Annotated in this window: 15 protein-coding genes; 7 read left to right on the top strand and 8 right to left on the bottom strand. The window is 72.5% G+C overall.

What is annotated here, in order from left to right:
* Positions 1-33: 33 nt before the first annotated feature.
* Positions 34-822 carry an ABC transporter ATP-binding protein gene (locus ABD331_RS45570; protein ID WP_344489936.1) on the top strand — a complete coding sequence of 263 codons (789 nt, stop codon included), beginning with the start codon at positions 34-36 and terminating at the stop codon, positions 820-822.
* On the opposite strand, the gene ABD331_RS45565 is transcribed toward ABD331_RS45570, so the two are convergent.
* Both ABD331_RS45565 and ABD331_RS45560 read right to left on the bottom strand, forming a co-directional pair.
* On the bottom strand, positions 813-1,082 hold the full coding sequence (locus ABD331_RS45565) for a hypothetical protein (protein ID WP_344489933.1): 270 nt from the start codon (positions 1,080-1,082) through the stop codon (positions 813-815). The two genes, ABD331_RS45570 and ABD331_RS45565, sit on opposite strands and share 10 nt — an antisense overlap.
* Before the next feature lie 69 nt (positions 1,083-1,151).
* Entirely contained in the window at positions 1,152-2,306 is a 1,155-nt protein-coding gene (locus ABD331_RS45560; RefSeq protein ID WP_344489930.1) for a DODA-type extradiol aromatic ring-opening family dioxygenase, read from the bottom strand.
* Here ABD331_RS45560 and ABD331_RS45555 point away from each other — a divergent pair.
* Positions 2,280-5,084: a hypothetical protein gene (locus tag ABD331_RS45555; protein ID WP_344489927.1), complete on the top strand. Its 2,805-nt coding sequence runs from the start codon at positions 2,280-2,282 to the stop codon at positions 5,082-5,084. The two genes, ABD331_RS45560 and ABD331_RS45555, sit on opposite strands and share 27 nt — an antisense overlap.
* 103 nt (positions 5,085-5,187) lie before the next feature.
* Positions 5,188-6,213, top strand: a complete 1,026-nt coding sequence (locus ABD331_RS45550) for an aminotransferase class V-fold PLP-dependent enzyme (protein ID WP_344489924.1) — start codon at positions 5,188-5,190, stop codon at positions 6,211-6,213.
* A gap of 54 nt (positions 6,214-6,267) precedes the next feature.
* On the opposite strand, the gene ABD331_RS45545 is transcribed toward ABD331_RS45550, so the two are convergent.
* Complete coding sequence (locus ABD331_RS45545) at positions 6,268-6,711, bottom strand: helix-turn-helix domain-containing protein (protein WP_344489921.1); 444 nt, start codon at positions 6,709-6,711, stop codon at positions 6,268-6,270.
* A gap of 75 nt (positions 6,712-6,786) precedes the next feature.
* On the opposite strand from ABD331_RS45545, the gene ABD331_RS45540 reads away from it, so the two are divergent.
* Positions 6,787-7,977: an MFS transporter gene (locus ABD331_RS45540; protein WP_344489918.1), complete on the top strand. Its 1,191-nt coding sequence runs from the start codon at positions 6,787-6,789 to the stop codon at positions 7,975-7,977.
* Here ABD331_RS45540 and ABD331_RS45535 read toward each other — a convergent pair.
* Positions 7,970-8,734 (bottom strand): IclR family transcriptional regulator, encoded by a 765-nt coding sequence (locus ABD331_RS45535; RefSeq protein ID WP_344489909.1) that lies wholly within the window; start codon positions 8,732-8,734, stop codon positions 7,970-7,972. The genes ABD331_RS45540 and ABD331_RS45535 overlap by 8 nt on opposite strands.
* A gap of 280 nt (positions 8,735-9,014) precedes the next feature.
* On the bottom strand, positions 9,015-9,401 hold the full coding sequence (locus ABD331_RS45530; protein WP_344489906.1) for a hypothetical protein: 387 nt from the start codon (positions 9,399-9,401) through the stop codon (positions 9,015-9,017).
* Positions 9,402-9,940: 539 nt separating this feature from the next.
* On the opposite strand from ABD331_RS45530, the gene ABD331_RS45525 reads away from it, so the two are divergent.
* Together ABD331_RS45525 and ABD331_RS45520 are read left to right on the top strand one after the other, a co-directional pair.
* Positions 9,941-10,915 (top strand): LacI family DNA-binding transcriptional regulator, encoded by a 975-nt coding sequence (locus ABD331_RS45525; protein WP_344489903.1) that lies wholly within the window; start codon positions 9,941-9,943, stop codon positions 10,913-10,915.
* A gap of 205 nt (positions 10,916-11,120) precedes the next feature.
* The gene (locus tag ABD331_RS45520) at positions 11,121-11,345 is read left to right on the top strand and encodes a hypothetical protein (protein WP_344489900.1); all 225 of its coding nucleotides are present in this window, start codon (positions 11,121-11,123) and stop codon (positions 11,343-11,345) included.
* Between the two features lie 136 nt (positions 11,346-11,481).
* Here ABD331_RS45520 and ABD331_RS45515 read toward each other — a convergent pair whose 3' ends face one another.
* On the bottom strand, positions 11,482-12,744 hold the full coding sequence (locus ABD331_RS45515) for a hypothetical protein (RefSeq protein ID WP_344489897.1): 1,263 nt from the start codon (positions 12,742-12,744) through the stop codon (positions 11,482-11,484).
* Between the two features lie 252 nt (positions 12,745-12,996).
* Here ABD331_RS45515 and ABD331_RS45510 point away from each other — a divergent pair, with 252 nt between their 5' ends.
* Positions 12,997-16,293 carry an ATP-binding protein gene (locus ABD331_RS45510; protein ID WP_344489894.1) on the top strand — a complete coding sequence of 1,099 codons (3,297 nt, stop codon included), beginning with the start codon at positions 12,997-12,999 and terminating at the stop codon, positions 16,291-16,293.
* A 351-nt stretch (positions 16,294-16,644) separates the two neighbouring features.
* Here the strand turns inward: ABD331_RS45510 and ABD331_RS45505 are convergent, their stop codons facing one another.
* Both ABD331_RS45505 and ABD331_RS45500 read right to left on the bottom strand, forming a co-directional pair.
* A complete protein-coding gene (locus ABD331_RS45505; RefSeq protein WP_344489891.1) occupies positions 16,645-17,499 on the bottom strand; it encodes a phosphotransferase in 855 nt (284 codons plus the stop codon).
* An 84-nt stretch (positions 17,500-17,583) separates the two neighbouring features.
* Positions 17,584-18,786, bottom strand: a complete 1,203-nt coding sequence (locus ABD331_RS45500; RefSeq protein ID WP_344489888.1) for an epoxide hydrolase family protein — start codon at positions 18,784-18,786, stop codon at positions 17,584-17,586.
* Positions 18,787-18,802 lie beyond the last annotated feature (16 nt).

Below are 18,802 nucleotides of genomic sequence, written 5' to 3'. Positions count from 1 at the left end.
TCGGCATACCATCGGGGGTCAGGAGGTCCTCAGGTGATCCTGCTGCGCGAGGTTTCCCAGGTGTTCGGCGGACGCCGCGGCGCCGTCGAAGCGCTGCGCGACCTCGACCTCGACGTGGCCGACGGCGAGTTCACCGCCGTCGTGGGCCGCTCCGGCTGCGGCAAGTCCACGCTCCTGCGGCTCATCGCCGGCCTGCTCACCGCCACCTCCGGCCAGGTACGCGTCGCCGGCGAACCCGTCGTCAAACCCCGCCGCGACGTCGCCATCATGTTCCAGCGGCCCGCCCTCCTGCCCTGGCGCAGCGTGCTCGACAACGTCCTGCTGCCCGTCGAGATCTTCGGCTGGCCCCGCCACGAACACCGCGCCCACGCGCACACCCTCCTGGAGACGGTCGGGCTGGAGGCCTTCCACCGGCGGCTGCCGCACGAGCTGTCCGGCGGCATGCAGCAGCGCGTCGCGCTGTGCCGCGCGCTCATCCAGCGGCCCCGCGTCCTCCTCATGGACGAGCCCTTCTCCGCCCTCGACGCGCTCACCCGCGAGGAGCTGTCGATCGAGCTGCAGCAGATCCACATGGAGCACGCCGCCACCGTCGTCCTCGTCACCCACTCCATCGAGGAGGCCGTGCTGCTCGCCGACCGCGTCGTCGTCCTCACCCCGCGACCCGGCCGCATCCTCACCGTCGTGAACGTGGACGTGCCCAGGCCGCGCACCCTCGGCCAGCACGCCTACGCCGCCGACCTGGCCCGCTGCTCCGCCGAGCTGCACGAGGTGCTCGGCGCCCGCGGCGCCGCCTCCGGGCCGCCGCCCGCCACTCAGCGGTAGGCGGCGCGGATCCGGTCGGCGTACGTCGGCAGGTCCAGGCCCAGCACCCGGAAGCGGCCGAGCTGGTGCAGCAGGAAGTGGTTCGCGCCCATCCTCGACAGCCGGCCTACGTCGCCCGCCAGCAGCGCCGTCAGCTCGGCCTCGTCCAGCGGAGGACGGGCCGCGCGCAGCGCCTCCTCCGGCGAGTCCGCCAGCGCCCGGCGGAACTCCGGCTCCCTGACCACCCGGTAACACACCTTGTTCACCGCGTACAGACTCACCGCCGTCACCTCACCGACTCCGACCGCCGACTCACCGCCGTCACGTCACCCGCCCCTGACTTACGGCCGTCACGTCACCCGCCACGCCGCGTAGGCGTGACCGAATCTCTCCTGCGCCTCCAGGAACGCAGGCGCCCGCGGATCGAACGTCCCCAGCATCGCGATCCAGTCGAGCAGCTCGCCGCCCGCGTTGCCCGCCCGCGCGAGCTGCTCCTCGCTCGCCTCGGCCACCAGCTTGCCCACCTCCGCCGCGTCCAGCAGCGTCAGCACCCGCTCCGCCCACCGCGGGTCCGGCACCCCCGTGTGCGAGTCCGCGCTGATCCGCGGCCCGCCGATCTCCAGCGAGAAACTGCCGCTGGCCAGCACCGCCACCCGCGTCGGCGCCGGATCCTCCTCCACCACCGCCCTGATCGCCGCCCCCAGCGCGTGACAGCGCCGCGACAACGGGATCGGCGGCATCAGCCCGCTCACGAACACCGGCACGATCGGCACGTCCAGCCCCGGCGTCAGGAAGTGCAGCGGCACCGTCACCGCGTGATCCAGCTCGAACTCCTGGCTCATGCCGACGTCGAACTCCGCCCGCACCAGCTCCGCCTGGAGCCGCCTGGCGAACCCGGCGTCGATCCGCGCCTCGCACCGCGGCAGCTCCGCGTAGTCGCTCGGCCCGGCCGCCGACTCGGCCACCCCGATGCTGAAGATCGGCACGCTCTCGACGAAGAACGTGTTGTAGTGGTCGGAGGTGAACACGATCAGCACGTCCGGCGCCAGCTCCCGCAACGCCCCCGCCACCTCGCCGTAGAGCCGCTCCAGCTCCCGCCCCAGCGGCTCGCCGCGCCGCACGATGCCGGGGAAGTGCGGGGTGTGCGGCACGCCCGCCGCACCGACGATCTGCCCCACGCGCCGCTCCTCTCGCCCGCCTCCCTCCAGCGTTGGCCGACCCGCCGCCGCCGTCAACCCGGCCGCCTGGGGCGCGAATTTCGGTTGCCTGGCGCCATCTCCTGCCCGAATCATGTGCGTGTGGTACGGATGGCGTTCGGCGTGGTGACGGGGCGGGATCAGCAGGTACTTGACGCGCGCGGGCGGCTGGTGGCGGACGAGAGCGAAGTCGCCGGAGCCGGTCCGTCTGTCGCGGCCGGGCCTGCCGGTGCCGGTACGCCTGTCGCGGTCGGGCCCGCCGGGGCCGATCCGCGTCCTGCCGTGACCGCGCTCGTCCGGTATCTCCACGGCGACGGCGACACCCTCACCGCGGCAGGGGCCGGAATCGCGCTCTCCCCCGGCTTCGTCACCGCCCGGCTGCACGGCGCGCGCGGCGACCGGCGCGACGCCGTACTGGCCGCCGTCCAGATCCTCGGCCTCGACGGGCTGCACCGGCTCGGCGAACGGGCCGGCGTCCTGGTGGCGCTGTTCGGCGCGGAGGCCACCAAGCCGCTGGCCGCCGCGGCCGGGCAGGCCATCGCCGAGGGCCGCTGGGCCGCGCTCCAGCTCGCCTCCGCCGCCAGCGGCGTGCTCGGCGCGGAACAACTCGTCCGCCTCCTCACCCTCGACGGCCCGCCGATCGACCCGACCCCCGACGCCGCCGCCTCCACCATGGCCGCCCACCTCGGGCGGCTCCTCACCCCGTACTCCGGAAGAAGGCGGCTCGACCTCCTCCTCGACCTGTGGCAGCGGGTCGCCGCCCGCCAGCAACGGCTCCGCCGCGACCAGCGGCGGCGCGCCACCCAGGGCAAGCACAGCAGGCTCGACGAGCTCACCACCCGCTACCGCACCCACGACGACGCGCTGCTCCTCGACCAGCTCCGCCAGGACCTCGGCCACGAGCCGACGGTCGCCGAAGCCGCCCGCTGGTTCCCCTACGCCTGGCAGGCGGAGGTGTCCCTGAACCGCACCCTGGCCGACGCCCTGGCCGCCACCGCCCTGGTGCGCACCGCCGCCAACGTCGGCGACCACGGCGTCGTCCAGGGCATGAACCGCTCCACCGCCCTGCTCACCGCCGCCGCCCGCGCCATCAGCCAGGAGGAGGCCCGCGCCGCCGCCCGCCGCGTCCCCGGCCTCACGGGGCTCCCGGCCCGCCCCGGCTGCTACGTCAGGGACCTGGCCGCCCAGCTCGGCAACCCCGCCGAACAGTACGTACGGCAGCGCCTGGCCAGAGCCGCCGAGTACGCCGAGATCCTGCTCGACGTCGCCACCGACCGCCTCATCGAGTTCAGGAACCAGCTCGGCGGCTGGCCGTCCGTCAGCCTGCGCGACTGGCGCGCCGGCGTCGGCTACCTCACCGGCCGCGACCCCGCCCGATGGGCCCAGCCGCCGGTCGGAGGCGGCCGTCCCCCGCTCGCCGAACGCCTGCGAGCCCGCCCCGGCGTGCCGCCTGCCGAGGAGGAGACGGCGGGCGACCTGTTCTGGTACGCCGAACTCGCCGACGCGCTCGCCCAGCTCAACGGCCACGAACAGGCCGACGTCGAGTACGGCGCCCACTACCCGTACACCGACCACGACCCCCTCCCCGACGACGACCGGCAGCTCGTGCCCTCGCTCGACTCCCTGCCCGCCGCCCTGGCGGGAGCGGCGCAGCTCGTCTCGTTCGGCGGGCAGCCGCCCCGCCAGTGCCGCGCCTGGCCCGAACTCACCGACCGGCTCCTCGCCGCCCTCGGCGTCACGCAGCGGCTCACCACCGCCTTCCGCGTCCCCGAGCCGCTGCTCGCCCTAGACGGCACCGTCCTGCCCGGCACGGAGGTGCGGCTGCGGTTCGCCCGGAACGCGCGCACCCTCACGCAGTGGGCCACCTACATGGGCAACTGCATCGCTTCGCTGCCGTACGTGGAAGCGGCCGAACAGGGCGAGTCCGCTCTGGTCGCCCTGCTCGACGAGGACGGGCGGATCGTCGTCAACGTCAAGCTCGACCAGCACGTACGGGGGTGGCGGGCCGGGGAGATGCGCGCCCGCTTCAACGCCGATCCCGACCTGGAGCTGCGCCGTCTCATCGTCGCCTGGGCCGCCGCCCTCCCCTCGGCCCCCGCCGAGGAGCCCGTCCCCGATCCGGAGGGCGAGCGCCTTCCTCCGGCCCGGCCCGCCTTCCGGCGGCGGGCCGATCGCACGTTCCAGGAGGTCGGCGGGCCGCTGGCGCGGCTGGCGGCCGACGCCCTGGCCGCCGGGGAGACGGTGGACGCCCTCCGCGTGCTGCACGCTCCGGACGGTGCGCCTCCGGCGGAGGTTCTGACCTCGCTCCGCCGCCTCTCCGCCGACCGCGTCGAGCGGCTGTGCCGTAACAAGCTGCAGGCGGTGGGCTTACCTGCGCTGTGGCGAGCCACCTCTGTACGCCCCCTCGAACGCGCCCTGACCGCCCTCCCCTCGGCCCGCACCTCGGAGAACGCCCCCACCACCAGCCGCACCTCGGAGAACGCCCCCACCATCAGCCGCACCTCGGAGAACGCCCCCACCACCGCCCGCGCCTCCGAGGACATCCTCCCCCCAGCTCGCGCCTCGGAGGACGTCCGCGCCTCAGCCCGCGCCCCGGAGTACACCGGCGGCCGTCCTCAGCTCGCTCTCCTCCTGCTCGACGCGCCCCTGCCCGGCTCGCTCAGAAAGCTCGCCCGCCACGACGCCATCGCGCCCGCCCGCTCGATGGAGCTCGTCGCCCGCCGGATCCGCGCCGCCCTCGGCCGCCTGGCCCGCGCCGGGGACCCCGCGCTCGCCCACCAGGTGGCCCGCCGCGCCGACACGGCGGTGCTGTGCTCACTGGTCGTCGCCGTCACGTCCTGGCCGCCGGACCCCGCCCTGCCGACCGTCGCGGTGAGCGAGCCGGGCAGGACGAGCGTGCCCGGCTTTCCCCGCTCCGACCTGGACGACCCGTCGGGGCCGTGGCAGCGCGCGCTTCCCGGCGCCGTGGAGCTGGGCGCGGACCTGGACGCATTCCGGGATCGCGTGGCCGGTGCGGGGCTGCACGTGCCGGTCGCCTGGCTGGGGCACGGCGGCTGGAACGCACTGTGGCAACGCGCCGCCCGCTGACACGCGTTCCTTGACACTCCGCTCACCGGCGCACTGACGTGGCATCCCGTCCAGGCGCCTTTACGCTGTAGATTCGCAGCGGCGCCCCTCTACCCTGAAGACCATGGACATCACCACCGCCGCCAAGCTCTGGGACGCCACCCCAGGCTGGCTGAACACCGCCTCCTACGGCCTCCCCCCGCGCCGGGCCTTCGAGGAGCTCCAGACCGTCCTGACCGACTGGCGGCACGGCGACACCGACTGGAAACCCTGGGACGCCTCCGTCGGACGCGCCAGGACCGCGTTCGCCCGCCTGGTCGGAGCCCCGGCAGCCGACGTGAGTGTCAGCTCGACGGTGTCCCAGATCATGTCCGTGGTGGCGACCGCGCTGCCGTCCGGCGGCAAGGTGGTGGTGCCCGAGGTCGAGTTCACCAGCAACCTGTTCCCCTGGGCGGTGGCGGCCGAGGTCGAGACGGTGCCCGCCGACCGGCTGGCCGAGGCGATCACGCGGGACACCGCCGCCGTGGCGTTCAGCCTGGTCCAGTCGGCCACCGGGTACGTGGCGCCGCTCGCCGACATCGTGGCCGCCGCCCGCGACCATGGCGCGCTGGTCATCGTGGACGCCTCGCAGGCGTGCGGCTGGCTCCCCGTCGATGTCACGGGTGTGGACGCGCTGGCCTGCGCCGCGTACAAGTGGCTGATGGCGCCGCGCGGAGCGGCGTTCGGCTACCTGTCGCCGTCGCTGCGCGAGCGCATGCGCCCGCTCGCCGCCAACTGGTACGGCGGCGCGGACGAGGGCGGCTCCTACTACGGCCCGCCGCTGCGGCTGGCCGGTGACGCGCGGGCGTTCGACCTGTCGCCCGCCTGGTTCTCCTACGTCGGGGCCGCTCCCGCCATCGAGCTGCTGAACGAGCTCGGCGTCGAGCGCATCCGCGACCACGACGTCGCCCTGGCCAACCGCTTCCGTGCGGGCCTCGGCCTGCCGCCTTCCGACACGGCCATCGTCTCGGTGGACGCGCCCGGCGAGCGGCTGGAGGCGGCCGGGATCAGGGCGGCGGTGCGGGCGGGCAGGGTGCGGGCCAGCTTCCACGTGTACACGACGGAGGACGACGTCGATCGCGCCCTGGACGCCCTGACGTCCCCACGCTAGCGCCGCGACCCGCTCGCGAGACAGCCGAGGATCCGCCGCGCGCCCCATGATCCGTCACTCGCCCGCCGGACACCCGAGGATCAGCACCAGCGCGTCCAGCAGTCGCTGCCAGTCCCCCTCGCCGAGGTCGCGCCCCAGCGGCACGGCCACGGCCGCGAGCGCCCCCGCCAGCTTCGCGCGTACCGCCGTGTCGTCCTCACCCAGCGACTGCGCCAGCGTCCCGGCCGCGCGGCGGAAGCGGCGTCCGCGCGTGAACTCCACCAGGGACGGCGGCGGCACAGGCGCGCCCGGCTCCGTGCCGTCGAGGGTGATCACCAGCCGGGTGCCGAGCGCCTCGGCGAGCCGGTCGAGGGCGGAGACGGTGGGGTTGCCCCGCCCGTTCTCGAGGTTGGCGACGTACGGGACCGACAGCGCGGCGTCGGCGGCCACCGAGGCGACGGTGCGGCCGAGTGCGGCGCGGCGGGCGCGCAGCCGCCGGCCCAGTTCCACAGCATCCACAGGGCTATCTTGACAGAATAATCGGCAGCCTGTTCTCTCTTGTGAGAATAATTTCCCCGACGAGGAGGAACGGCGATGCCGCATGCCCACGCCCTGCGCGACCGCGACTTCCGGCACCTGTGGGCAGCGGGCGCCGCCGGCGGGCTGGGCAGCGGCATGCTGGTGGTCGCCGTCCCCGCGCACGTCTACGCCGTCACCGGCTCGGTGCTGGCGACCGGCGTCACGCTGGCGTTCGAGCACCTGCCGTCGCTGCTGCTGGGGCCGGTCTCCGGCGTCCTGGCCGACCGGTGGGACCGCCGCCGCCTGATGATCGCCACCAATCTGGTGCACGTGCTGGCGGTGTCCGTCGTGCTGCTCGCCAGGACGCCGGAGACGGTCTGGCTCGTGTACGTGGCGGTGCTGGGGCAGGGGCTGGCCTCGGTGTTCTTCCGTCCCGCCGTCCGGGCGCACATCCCGGCCGTCGTCGGCACCGGCCCCGCCCTCACCAGCGCGAACACCGTCAGCGCCGTCACCACGGGGGTGGTCGGGCTGGCGGGGCCGCCGCTCGGCGGGCTGCTGTTCGCCACGTCCGGGGTGGGCGCGGTCGTCGCGGCAGCGGCGGCGGCCGGGCTGCTCGCGGCCCTGGCCATCGCCCGCACCTCGCCCAGGGCCGTCAAGGAGAAGCCGGCGCGGTCTCTCGTCGGGGAAGGGCTGCGGACGGTGTGGCGGGCGCCCGCGACCCGCGCGCTGCTCGCCGCCGACGGCGTGTACCTGCTGGCCAACGCCGCCCTGACCGCCCTGCTCATCCCCTTCGGCGTCGCCAGGCTCGGCGGCAGCGCCGAGGTGGGCTACCTGCTGTCCGCGCTGGGCCTCGGCTTCCTGCTCGGCGCCCCCGTCAGCCGCCGCCTGGTGGACCGCTTCGCCCCGAGACGCGTCATCTCCGTCGCCCAGGCACTCGTCGGCGCCGCCTTCCTGCTGCTGTTCAACAGCACCTCGCTGCCCGCCGCGCTGGCCGCCGCCGCGCTGCTCGGGCTGCCGGGGGTGACGGTGCTGGTGGCGATCCAGACGTACGTGCAGCGCGCCACCCCCGGCCACCTCCTCGGCCGGGTCACCGCCGTGTTCCTCACCGTGGAGGCCGCCGCCACCATGACGGGCGCCTTCGCGGGCCCGGCACTGAGCGAGCTGTCGGGCCTGCCGGTGGCGCTCAACGCCGCGTGCGCGGTGACGCTCCTGTCGTCGCTGGTGACGCTCTGCCTGGTGCCGCCCCCGTCCCGTCCGGTCAGGTGAGCGGATGCTCGAAGCCGCGCTCCGACATGCGCCTGGCCACCTCCATCAGGTCCGCCCTGAACTCCTCGACCCGCTCGTCGGTGAAGCGCACGGTCGGCCCGCTCAGCGTGAGCGCGGCGACCGTCGCCTTCGACCCCCCGGTCACGGGGACGGCGACCGCCGACAGCCCGGGCTCGCGCTCGCCGTGGCTGATCGCGTACCCGTCGTGCTCGGTCCGCGCGGCCCACTCCCGCAGCGTCGCCACATGCCCCTCCCCGTACGGCGAGGCGCGCGCCACCCGTTCGAGCAGCCGTTCCGGCGCGTCCTTGAGCAGCACCTTCGAGGACGCGCCCGCCCACAGCGGCAGCTCGTCGCCCACGCGCACGACGTGCCGCAGCGGCTGCGGGCTCTCCTGCTGCGCGATGCAGACGCGGTGCACGTCGCGCAGCACGTACAGGTTGACGGTCTCCCGCTGCCGCGCGCCCAGCTCCCGCATGAGCTGCACGGTCTCCGGCGGCAGCTCCCAGGCGTTGCGGGCCAGGTGCGCCCACCGCCACAGGGCCGGGCCCGCCGCATAGCCCTTCGGCGTGGCCCACAGCAGCCCCATGTGCTCCAGCGTCTGCAACATCCGCAGGGCGGTGGTCTTGGCCAGCCCCGTCTCGTCCACCACCTCGCGGATCGTCAGCGTCCGCCGGTCCTCGGTGAGCAGCGACAGGATGTCGAACGCCCGCTGCACGCTGCGCACGCCGCCGGCGTCTTCAGCCTGGTTCGAAGGCACGGGATCCTCACTCGTCGGTCGAATGGTCAACTGCCGCTCACCCTCTCATGGGTACGGAGCGCTGGAGGGCTTGGCAGGTCAGTACGCATATTTCGGATTCCCGAGAGGGCCATCTGAAGATTGCTTGTCGGGGTTCGTCTCAGTTTCGTCCGGCCTGAGGCATGACCTCACGCCGTCCGCAGGCCCGCACACGAGCCGGGATCACCGTCGCAGACCCGTCGACCAGCCACACCTACCCCATGATCACCAAAGCCTGGGCGGACAGCGGCTCCCAAGCGCCTCAATGGGTGGCGATAAGTTCCTGTAGCTGCGGCCCGCTCTGCGGTATCAGATAAGGATGATCTCGAATGAGCAGCTTCGCCACGAGATCGTCGACGCTTTCTCTGAGGAGGCTGCTGTTCATACCGAGAAGCTCTTCACAGATGCCGAGAAAGGAGCCGATTACGTCCTTGTCGTCATCCTCCACGGCTGGCATAAACACTTCGGCAACGACCTCGAGCAGATATTCGAACATGCTGACGTAGGTTTCGCCTTCTTGCTCGGCCTCCACTTCGAGCGCCTGGATGAATCGTCGCGCGGAGGGTATCTTCCAAAGGATCTTCCGAGTTCGCCGGATGAGTTCTTCCAGGCTCACAGACTCGTCGAGATCAAATTCGTTCATGGTCATCCCCGAGGGACTATTCGCTGAGGCCTCGGACTGGCGCGCAGACCCGTTCAATTGAGATGATAACCATACCGCGAAGGAATCCTGCGGACGGAACACCTGCCTCGTCACGTTCTCTCTACGAACTCTTTCGCCGCAAAAAGCTGCCGCTTTGTTTGCGGGCCTGCATGCGTGCGGCTCGCCAGGTGCTGAGGACCGGTTCGAGTAACGCTCAGCGGACGTCTGACAGGTCCGAGGGACAGGGGCGGTGTGAGGTCATGCCGCTCGTGCCGGCAGCTGTCGCCGCGGAAGGTCCGCAGTCTGTCGAGTTGGGCGATTCGGAGGCATCCCGCAATCAAACGGGCAGGAGGGTGACTCCTCAGGCGAAATGCCACCTCGATGGTCCCCTGATCGGGAAGGCTGATAGTGGCGAAAGTTCGATAAATCCCACATCCCCACAAGCCATTTTTAGGATGCCCCCTGAAGAAGCGCTCGGCCGGGAAATCGATTCCGCGTGAGCGTCTGGGCGCGCAGGTCGCCGCCGATGGTGGACACTTGCTGCGATGCCCACGATCTACGACGTCGCCCGCGAGGCAGGCGTCTCCGCGGCCACCGTGTCCCGGGTGCTCAACGGCCGGCGCACCGTCGATCCCGAGATGGTCGCGCGCGTGCTGACGGCGGTCCGCGAGCTGGGCTACCGGCCGAACGCGGTGGCGCGCAACCTGCGCCGCAGCCGTACGACGCTGTGGGCCGTGATCGTGCCCGACATCGGCAACCCGTTCTTCACCTCGACGGTCCGCGGCATCGAGGACGTCGCCCAGCAGGCCGGCTACTCGGTGGTGCTGTGCAACAGCGACGAGAGCCCCGCCAAGGAGGAGACGTACGTGGCGGCGGCGCTGAGCGAGCAGATGGCGGGCGTCATCATCGCCTCCTCGGGCAGCGTCAAGGCGGCCAGGTGCCTGCTCGACTCGCCGGTCCCTGTCGTGGCCATCGACCGTGAACTGCCGCGCGGGGCCGTCGACACGGTCGTGGTCGACAACGAGGAGGGCGCCCGCGCGGCCACCCGTCACCTGCTGGACGCGGGTTACTCGCGGGTCGCCTGCGTCACGGGGCCGGAGGGCGTCAGCACCGCCGACCTGCGGTTGCGCGGCTACGCCGCCGCTCTGGGCGGCGCGCCCGTGGTCGTCAGGACGGACTTCCGCGAGCAGGGCGGCTACGACGCCATGGCCGCGCTGCTGTCGTCCCCCGCGCGGCCCGACGCGGTCTTCGTGGCCAGCAACCTGATGGCGGTGGGGGCGCTGCGGTGCCTGGCCGACCGGGGGGTGGAGGTGCCAGGGGAGGTGGGGCTGGTCGGGTTCGACGAGATCCCGTGGGCGGATCTCGTGCGGCCGTCGCTCACGACGGTGGCGCAGCCGACGTACGAGCTGGGCCGGATGGCCGCCCGTCTCCTGGCCGACCGGATCACCGCGCCCGCCGCCCGTCCGGCCACGGTGGTCCTGCCCACGGAGCTGCGTCCCCGCCGGAGCAGCGCCCGCTGAGCGGGCGTCCGGTCAGATACCGATTTCCGCAGTTCAGAGCAGTGACGCGCGCCTTAGACGCACGAAAGGGGGTTGCGGGTTCGGCAGCCCTCGATCGCAGCTCTGACAGCACACCGTAACCGCTGGTTACGTTGAGTAACTGTCGCGATCGGCAAAGTCAACACAGGACAAACCACGGCCCCCTCCATCACAGAGAGGCATCTTCATGCGTCAATCAGCCCGCATCGCCACCCTCGCCCTCGCCGGCGCGTTCGCGCTCGCCGCCGTCGCCGGACCGGCGGCAGCGAACGTGCCCAGCGGCATCGACGCGCTCAACGGCAACAGCGTCCTCAACGGCAACAACCTCTGCGTGCAGGACATCGACGCGGCCGGCATCGGCGTCAAGGTGCCGATCGGCTCGGTGGACTCCGCCGGCTGCGCCCAGCGCTGACCGGCACGCACGCGGGCCCGGTCACTGACCGGGGCCGCCCCTGAGACCCGCGGCGCGGCGTTCGTCCTGGTGCTCACGGCCGGCACCGATGTCCGGCACCAGTCCCGCACGCCGCGCCGCGGCCCTGCTCGCAAGCTCACAACCCGTAGCGGCTCTTCAGATGCCGCCACCAGTCACGGAACATCCACGCGTCGAACTCCGTGATGGACGACGCGCTGCCCGCCTTCATCAGGAAGCAGCACACGCCGGTCGGCGTCCAGTCGTAGAAGTCGTCCAGGCCGAACGAGTGCCCCATCTCGTGCAGCAGGATGTGCACGTTGTCGGCGTTCAGATTGGACAGGTAGTACTCGCTGCCGATCCGCTGCCCCCAGTCGCCGCCGGCGCCGCCGCCGAAGCCGGCGGTCAGCCACAGCGACATGTCGTAGTGGTGCGAGGCGCCACCCGGGCAGTTCGGGTAGGTGCCGCTCTGGTTGAAGAAGCGGCCGCACGCCTCCGCGCACTGGGGCGCGTTCTCGCGGATGTCGCCGACGTAGACGTCCACGGAGGTGTCGCTCCACTGGAGCTGTGCGCGGTCGCGCACGGCCCAACCCACCACCTTCACCGGCACGCTGCTGTACGGCCAGCCGTTATGGCCCACCATGAGGTCCATCCACTTCTTGAACTGGCGGGCCAGCGTGGCGTGGATCTGGTCGCGCTGGGCGGCGGTCACCGAAGCGCCGCTGTCCCAGCGGACGCAATAGTTGATCGAGCCGCCGTTGGCCATGACCTGGTCCCAGCCGTAGTTGCGGAAGCCGTACAGGTTCGGGTACGTGCTCTCCTGGTGCTGCCAGACCTCGTTCAGCGGGGTGACCAGGTTGCTCGGCGGGTTCCAGCCGGTGCCGCCCGGCGAGCCCGCGGTCCATGCCCTGACCTCCAGCAGGCCGACGGAGCCCTGCCCGCTCTGCAGCACGACGCGCAGCCGGGCGGTGCTGACGGCCGAGGCGAAGGTGACCTTGTTGTAGGCGTTCACGGCGGTCGGGTAGGCGCCGGGGATGTCCGCGTACGTGCTGCCTGTCCAGCGCTGCAGCTTCCACGAGGACGGGACGCGCACGCCGCCGCCGTCGTCGAAGAAGTACACCTCGGCGGAGATGAGCGGCTGGGCGGCGCTCCAGGTCAGCTCGGCCCACTGGGAGCCGGTGTTCGGCCAGGTGCCCCAGCGGCGGTTGGCGGTGTCGTTCGAGCTCGGCGGGTCGATGCCGTCGTTGATCGCCGCGACGCTCTCCCAGGGGGAGGTGTACGAGGCGGTGGGGGTCGCGGTCGTGGCGACGTTCGTGTCCGCCAGGGCCGGGCGGGCTGGTAACAGGAAGCCGCAGATGAGCAGGATGGGCAGGACGGCCAGGCGTCTCACGCGTCTCTTCACGCCGGTCCTCCGTTCTGGTAGCGCTAACATTCGTGGGCCTCGAGAAAGGGCGCGCTTCCTCGAGGCCCGGCTCGCCAGTCTCGCCGTACGTCGCGCACGCCCACCGGGGCGGGACGCCCACGCACGAGACTTGATCGCACGCCCTTGACCGGCCGTCAAATCACGCGGTCGAGAACCACTGCCGACCTGGGGCTTCCCGCTGAAACTTTCACAGTCCCCGGATTGTCGGTGCGGCCCCGTAGGGTTCCCGCCATGACCACGCTCATCGGACGCGAACGCCCCGCCGCCATCCTGCGCGGCAAGATCGAGCGCGCGCTGATCAGCCACGGGGCGCTGGTCCTCGTGACGGGCGAGGCCGGCATCGGCAAGAGCACGCTGGTGGCCAGCGCCGCCGCGGAGGCCGTCCGCGCGGGCGCCAGGCTGCTCACCGGCGCCTGCTGGGAGGGCGAGGGCGCGCCGGGCCACTGGCCGTGGGTGCAGGTCGTCAGGCAGCTCGCGCCCGGGGCCACGCCGCAGAGCCTCGCCGGGGCCGACGCGGAGGTGTTCCAGCTCTACGACGCGGTGACGCGGCTGCTGGTCGACGCCTCGCGGGAGCAGCCCGTGGTGGTCGTGCTGGAAGACCTGCACTGGGCCGACGCCGCGTCGCTGCGGCTGCTGGAGTTCGTGGTGCGGCACGCCTGGTCCGAGCGGCTGCTCGTGATCGGCACGTACCGCGACGGCGAGCTGACCGGCCTCCCACTCGAGGCCAAGGCCACCACCGTGACGCTGACCGGCCTCGATCCCGACGGCGTGCGGCGGCTGGTGGCCCGTACGACCGGCTTGGACCTTCCTGAGCCGGAGCTGGTCGCCGAGATCCACCGGCGCACGGGCGGCAACCCGTTCTTCGTGGAGCAGACGGCCCGCCTGTGGCAGGGCGGCAGCCCGCTCGCCACCATCCCACCCGGTGTGGAGGCGGCGGTCCGGCGGCGGCTGTCACGGCTGGCGGGCGGGGTGCTGGAGGTGCTGCGGATGGCGGCGGTGCTGGGGCGCGAGTTCACCCAGGACGCCCTCGTCTCGGCTCTGCGGCCCGCCTTGCCCGTCGTCGAGGCGCTCGAACAGGCCGTCGCGGCCAAGCTCGTCGTCTCGCACGGCTCCGGGCGCCACTCGTTCGTGCACGACCTAGTGCGCGAGACGCTCTACGCCTCGCTGGACGCGCCCAGCCGGGCCGCCCTCCACGCGTCCGCCCTGGCTGCGCTCGGCACGGCGCCGCCCGCCGTGCGCGCCCATCACGCCTACCTGGCCGGTGCGCCCGACGCGGTGGACCTGCTCGTGGCGGCGGCCCGGGATGCCGAGGGGCGGATGGCGGATGAGGAGGCTGTGCGGCACCTTCGGCGGGCGCTGGAGCTCACACCTGAGTCCGCGTCGCGGCGGCGGGCGCTGATCGGGCTCGATCTGGGCGTGGCACAGCACCGCGCGGGTGACGGTGTTGCGGGGGGACGCAGTTTGGAGGCGGCTCTTGCGGTCGCCCGTCGGCTGGGGGCGCCCGATTTGCTGGCGGTCGCGGCTTTGAAGCTGCACGACGTGTGCGCCACGGGGCAGGGGCGCTGGACCGACTTCGCCCACGCCGCCCATCACGCACTGCTGGGCGCGGGCGGGAGACTGCACGCAGGCGGAGGACTGAGCGCAGGTGGAGGGCCGCACGCAGGCGGAGGGCTGAGCGCAGGCGGAGAGCTGGGCGCAGGCGGAGAGCTGGGCGCAGGCCAGGGGCTGAGCGCGGGCGAAGGCACGAGCGCCGATTTCCGTGAGAGCGACGACAACCGGCTGAACGCCGCCGCGCGTGAGCTGACCGAGGTGGCCGCCGACCTGGCCAGACACGGTGCGGACGACGAAGCGCTCGCCTACAGCCTCCTCTCCAGGCTGGCCGTCATCTGGGACCCAGGCACCACGGCCGAACGCCTGGCGATCACGACGGAGCTGTCAGCGGTGGCCGCCCGCAACGGCGACGACCAGCTCGACCTGACCGCCCGTTCCTGGCGCGTCGGAGCCCTGCTGGAGCTGGGCGACCCCCGCTGCCTCGCCGAGCAGCGCGCGTTCACCACCCGGGCGGACTCCGCGGGGCTGGCCCTGTTCCAGCACGAGGCCGCCGTACTCCGGGCCATGTTCGCCACCCTCACCGGCCGCTTCGACGAGGCGGACACCCACATCGACGCCGCCTACGACCTCGGCGAGCAGCCCGGCATCGGCAGGCAGGACCTGCGCTGGATGCAACGCTGGTCAGCCGCCCTGCTCAGGGGCCGCTTCGACGTGACCGACGCCGTCCTGGCGGAGATGGAGGAGGCGGGCAGCCAGCACGTCCCGCTCTTCCGGGCGGTGACGGCAGTGCAACGGGACGACCTGGCGACGGCAGCGGCACGGCACGGCGACGTCAGCGAGACAGCCGCGCGACAGAGCGACGGCAGCAAGACGGCCATACGACAGAGCGACGGCAGCAAAACGTCCGCGCGACAGAGCGGCGGCAACGAGACAACCACGCGGCGGCGAGACGGCAGCGGGACGGCTATGTGGCAGGGCGACGGTGGCGAGGCGGCCGTGCGGCATCTGGCGCAGATCATGGCGGCGGGTGAGCAGTACCTGCGCTGGATGGCGCCGCTGTGGCTCAGGTTCCAGGCGCAGGCGGCGGCCCGTTCCAAGGACCCGGTGCTCTGCGAACGCGTCCGCGCCGCGATCTCCCCGTACATCGGCCAGTGGGGCGTCACCGCGACCGTCACCATCGAGGGCCCGTACGTCCACTGGGCCGCCGTGCTGGACGCGGCTCAGGAACGCTGGGACGACGCGATCGCCGGCTTCACCGCGGCCTACCGGGCGGCGGACGTCCTGGGCGCGCGGCCCTGGTCGGTCGAGTCACGGGCCCAACTGGCGCGCGCCCTCCAGGCGCGCGGCGACGACGCCTCGGCGCTGATCGAGCAGGTGGAGCGGGAGGCGGCGGAGCTCGGCATGCTGGTACGCCTCCCCCGCCCCGGCACCGCCAACACCTTCCGCCTGGACGGGGAGGTGTGGACCCTGGCCTTCGCCGGCCGCACCGTGCACCTGCCCGACGCCAAGGGCCTCGCCGACCTGCGCGTCCTGCTCGCCCGCCCCGGTAGCGACGTGCCTGCGGTGGAGCTGCTCGACCCGGCGGGCGGTGAGGTGGTGGTCGCGGCGCGCGGCATGGGCGGTGACGACGTGCTGGATGAGGAGGCCAGGGCGCGTTACCGCAGGCGGCTGGAGTTACTGGACGAGGAGATCGAGCGGGCGGTGGGGCTGGGCGAGGAGCGTCGTGCGGCCGAGTTCGACGTGGAGCGGCAGGCGCTGCTGGACGAGCTGCGTGCGGCCACCGGTCTGGGCGGTCGTTCTCGCCGTCTCGGGGACGAGGCCGAGCGTGCTCGCAAGGCGGTCACCAACCGGATCCGCAACACGCTTCGCCAGCTCGACCAGCGCCATCCGGAGCTGGCGGCCCACCTGCGCGCTTCGGTGTCCACCGGCTCGACGTGCCGCTACCGGCCGGAGACGGAGGTGCACTGGTCCACCTGACACCACCAGCCGACCTCCGAGGCGCGCTGGTCGACTAAGGATTGCGGAGGCATGCTGGTCCACCTGACACCACCGACCAACCTCCGAGGCACACCGATGCACTGACGCCACCGACCCGCTGCTGAGGCGCGCTGATCCACCTGACGCCACCCACTCGCTGCCGAGGCGCATGGGTCGATTGGGCGCTGCCGGCCCGCCTTCGAGGCACCGTGGTCGACTGGACGCTGCAACCTAGCTGCCGAGGCGCGTCGGTCCACCTGACGCCGCCGACCAGCTCCGTGGCGCATCGGTCGACTGGACGCTGCCGGTCGGCGGTGGGGTGTGCCGGGCGGTCGTTGGGCCGCTACCTCGTCATCCGCGGGCGTCCAGTTCGTCGCGTCCGACCGCTGCCCGGACCTGGCGGAGCCACTCCACGCCCAGCCGCCGTCCGTCCGGGAGCTGATCGTTGCGATCCCACCGCCACGCCGTGACCATCGCCCACATGAGCGCCCGGCACTCACGCAGCAACTCCTGATCCGCACCCGGGTAGTGCAGACCGGCCGCTTCGGGCGCATGGGCGAGGTCGAACTCGACGGGCCCGCGGCAACACGTCTCAAGGTCGATGAACAGCGGCCCCTCCCGCGTGGCGAGCAGGTTGCCCGGATGCGGCTCACCGTGCAGGAGCTGATCACCGGCGCCACCGCGTTCGCTGATGGCCCGCGTCATGTTGCGGAGCGTGTCGGTGAGGAGCTCCCGGTCCGCGTCCGGGAGCTCCGGGGAGCGGTCGCGGTCCGCGAGGAGGAGCTGGGCCTGCTCGACCCGGTCCGTGAAGTGCGGCGTCGGGACGTCGATCGTGCGCATGCCCGCGTGGAGCCGTTCCAGCGCTCTGGCGTAGTCGGCCGGTGGGATCTCGTGCGGGGTGGCCGGTTCGTAGTAGGTCCACAGCGTGATCGCGAAGCCGTCACGCTCGTGGACCCGCGGCTCCACCCGCGGATCGAGGCTCGCCACGGGGCTTCCCGCCGCGGCGAGCCGTCGCGCCATGTCGATCTCGAACGCCAGGGCCTGGTTGTCCACGGGCGCCACGCGGGCCAGGACGTCGCACGGCAGCAGGCGCAGGGCGAGCTTGTTGGAGTTGTTGAGGACGATCGCGTCGTCGGCGGTCAGGCCGAGTGATGCGGCGGTCGCCATCGCCGCGGCCGTGGCTCGTCTGACCTCTGACGCCTGCATCGTCGCCGGCTCCTCTCCCCCTGTACGCCGCACCGGACTTGGGCACCCTACCAAGTTGACGATCTAGGAGGCGGGTGCCGGGGGTCAGCGGAGCTTGGCGAAGAAGGCCGTGACGTCGTCGGTGAAGAGGGCGGGTTGCTCGGCGGCGAAAAAGTGCCCGCCCCGGTCGTACTCGGACCAGTGGACGAGGTTGTGGTCGCGTTCGGCCCAGGAGCGGATGGTGACGTCGCAGGCCTTGGACACGAGCACGCCCGTGGGGACGGTGCCCCGGGCAGCGGCGGCCCAGTCACCCCCACCGGCCCAGCCCTCGGAGCTTCCGTCGGCACCGCCCCAGCTCTCGGAGCCTCCGTCGGCGTCGTCCCAGTTCTCGGAGGACCAGTCCGCGGAAGCGCTCATGTTCTCGTAGTAGAACTGCGCCGACGACCCCGCCGTCCCCGTCAACCAGTACAAGCTCACGTTCGTCAGCATGAGGTCCCGATCGAGTGACTCCTCCGGCATCCCCTCCACCGGCTCGGTCAGCTCCTTGAACTTCTCCATGATCCACGCGAGCTGCCCCACCGGCGAGTCGTGCAGCCCGTACGCCACGGTCTGCGGCCGCTTGGACTGCGTCTGCAGGTACCCGTCGTTCATGTTCTCCATGGCCTCCCAACGCCGCCGCTCCTCCTCCGACAGCCCGTCCATCTCGCCCTCCTGCCCGACGGGGAAGGTGAGGGCGGCGTTGAGGTGGATGCCGACGACGCGATCGGGGGCGTGCTTGCCCATCTCGGGGGCGATGAAGGCTCCGGCGTCGCCGCCCTGGACGCCGTACCGGGCGTACCCGAGCAGGTCCATCAGCTCGGTGAAGGCGCGGGCGGTGCGGGCGGCGTCCCAGCCGGTGGCGGACAGCGGGCTGGAGAAGCCGAACCCCGGCAGCGACGGGACGACCAGGTGGAAGTCGCGGGAGAGCGGCTCGATGACGTCCAGGAACTCCACGAACGTCCCCGGCCAGCCGTGCAGCAGCATGAGCGGCAGGGCGTCGGCGCGCGCCGACCGGACGTGCAGGAAGTGGAGGCGCTGGCCGTCGATGGTGGTGGTGTAGTGGGGCAGCTCGTTGAGCTTGGCCTCGTGGGCGCGCCAGTCGTAGCCGGTGCGCCAGTACTCGGCGAGTTCGCGCAGGTAGCCGACGGGGACGCCGCGTTCCCAGCTGGTGCCGGGGAGCTGGTCCTGCCAGCGGGTGCGGGCCAGGCGGGCGTGCAGGTCGTCCAGGTCCTGCTGCGGGATCTCAATCCGGAACGGGTGAATGGTCATGAAATTTCCTCTCAAA

This window comes from Nonomuraea monospora, assembly GCF_039531895.1.
GTDB lineage: Bacteria > Actinomycetota > Actinomycetes > Streptosporangiales > Streptosporangiaceae > Nonomuraea > Nonomuraea monospora.
The sequence above is the reverse complement of the archived record's forward strand: the minus strand, read 5'-3'. Positions and strand labels throughout refer to the sequence as shown.

Bases quoted from the DNA above. Each gene is read 5' to 3' on its own strand.
- ABD331_RS45500 (WP_344489888.1), bottom strand. From the start codon at position 18,786: ATGACCATTCACCCGTTCCGGATTGAGATCCCGCAGCAGGACCTGGAC.
- ABD331_RS45510 (WP_344489894.1), top strand. From the start codon at position 12,997: ATGACCACGCTCATCGGACGCGAACGCCCCGCCGCCATCCTGCGCGGC.
- ABD331_RS45550 (WP_344489924.1), top strand. From the start codon at position 5,188: ATGGACATCACCACCGCCGCCAAGCTCTGGGACGCCACCCCAGGCTGG.
- ABD331_RS45525 (WP_344489903.1), top strand. From the start codon at position 9,941: ATGCCCACGATCTACGACGTCGCCCGCGAGGCAGGCGTCTCCGCGGCC.
- ABD331_RS45520 (WP_344489900.1), top strand. From the start codon at position 11,121: ATGCGTCAATCAGCCCGCATCGCCACCCTCGCCCTCGCCGGCGCGTTC.
- ABD331_RS45505 (WP_344489891.1), bottom strand. From the start codon at position 17,499: ATGCAGGCGTCAGAGGTCAGACGAGCCACGGCCGCGGCGATGGCGACC.
- ABD331_RS45530 (WP_344489906.1), bottom strand. From the start codon at position 9,401: ATGACCATGAACGAATTTGATCTCGACGAGTCTGTGAGCCTGGAAGAA.
- ABD331_RS45540 (WP_344489918.1), top strand. From the start codon at position 6,787: ATGCCGCATGCCCACGCCCTGCGCGACCGCGACTTCCGGCACCTGTGG.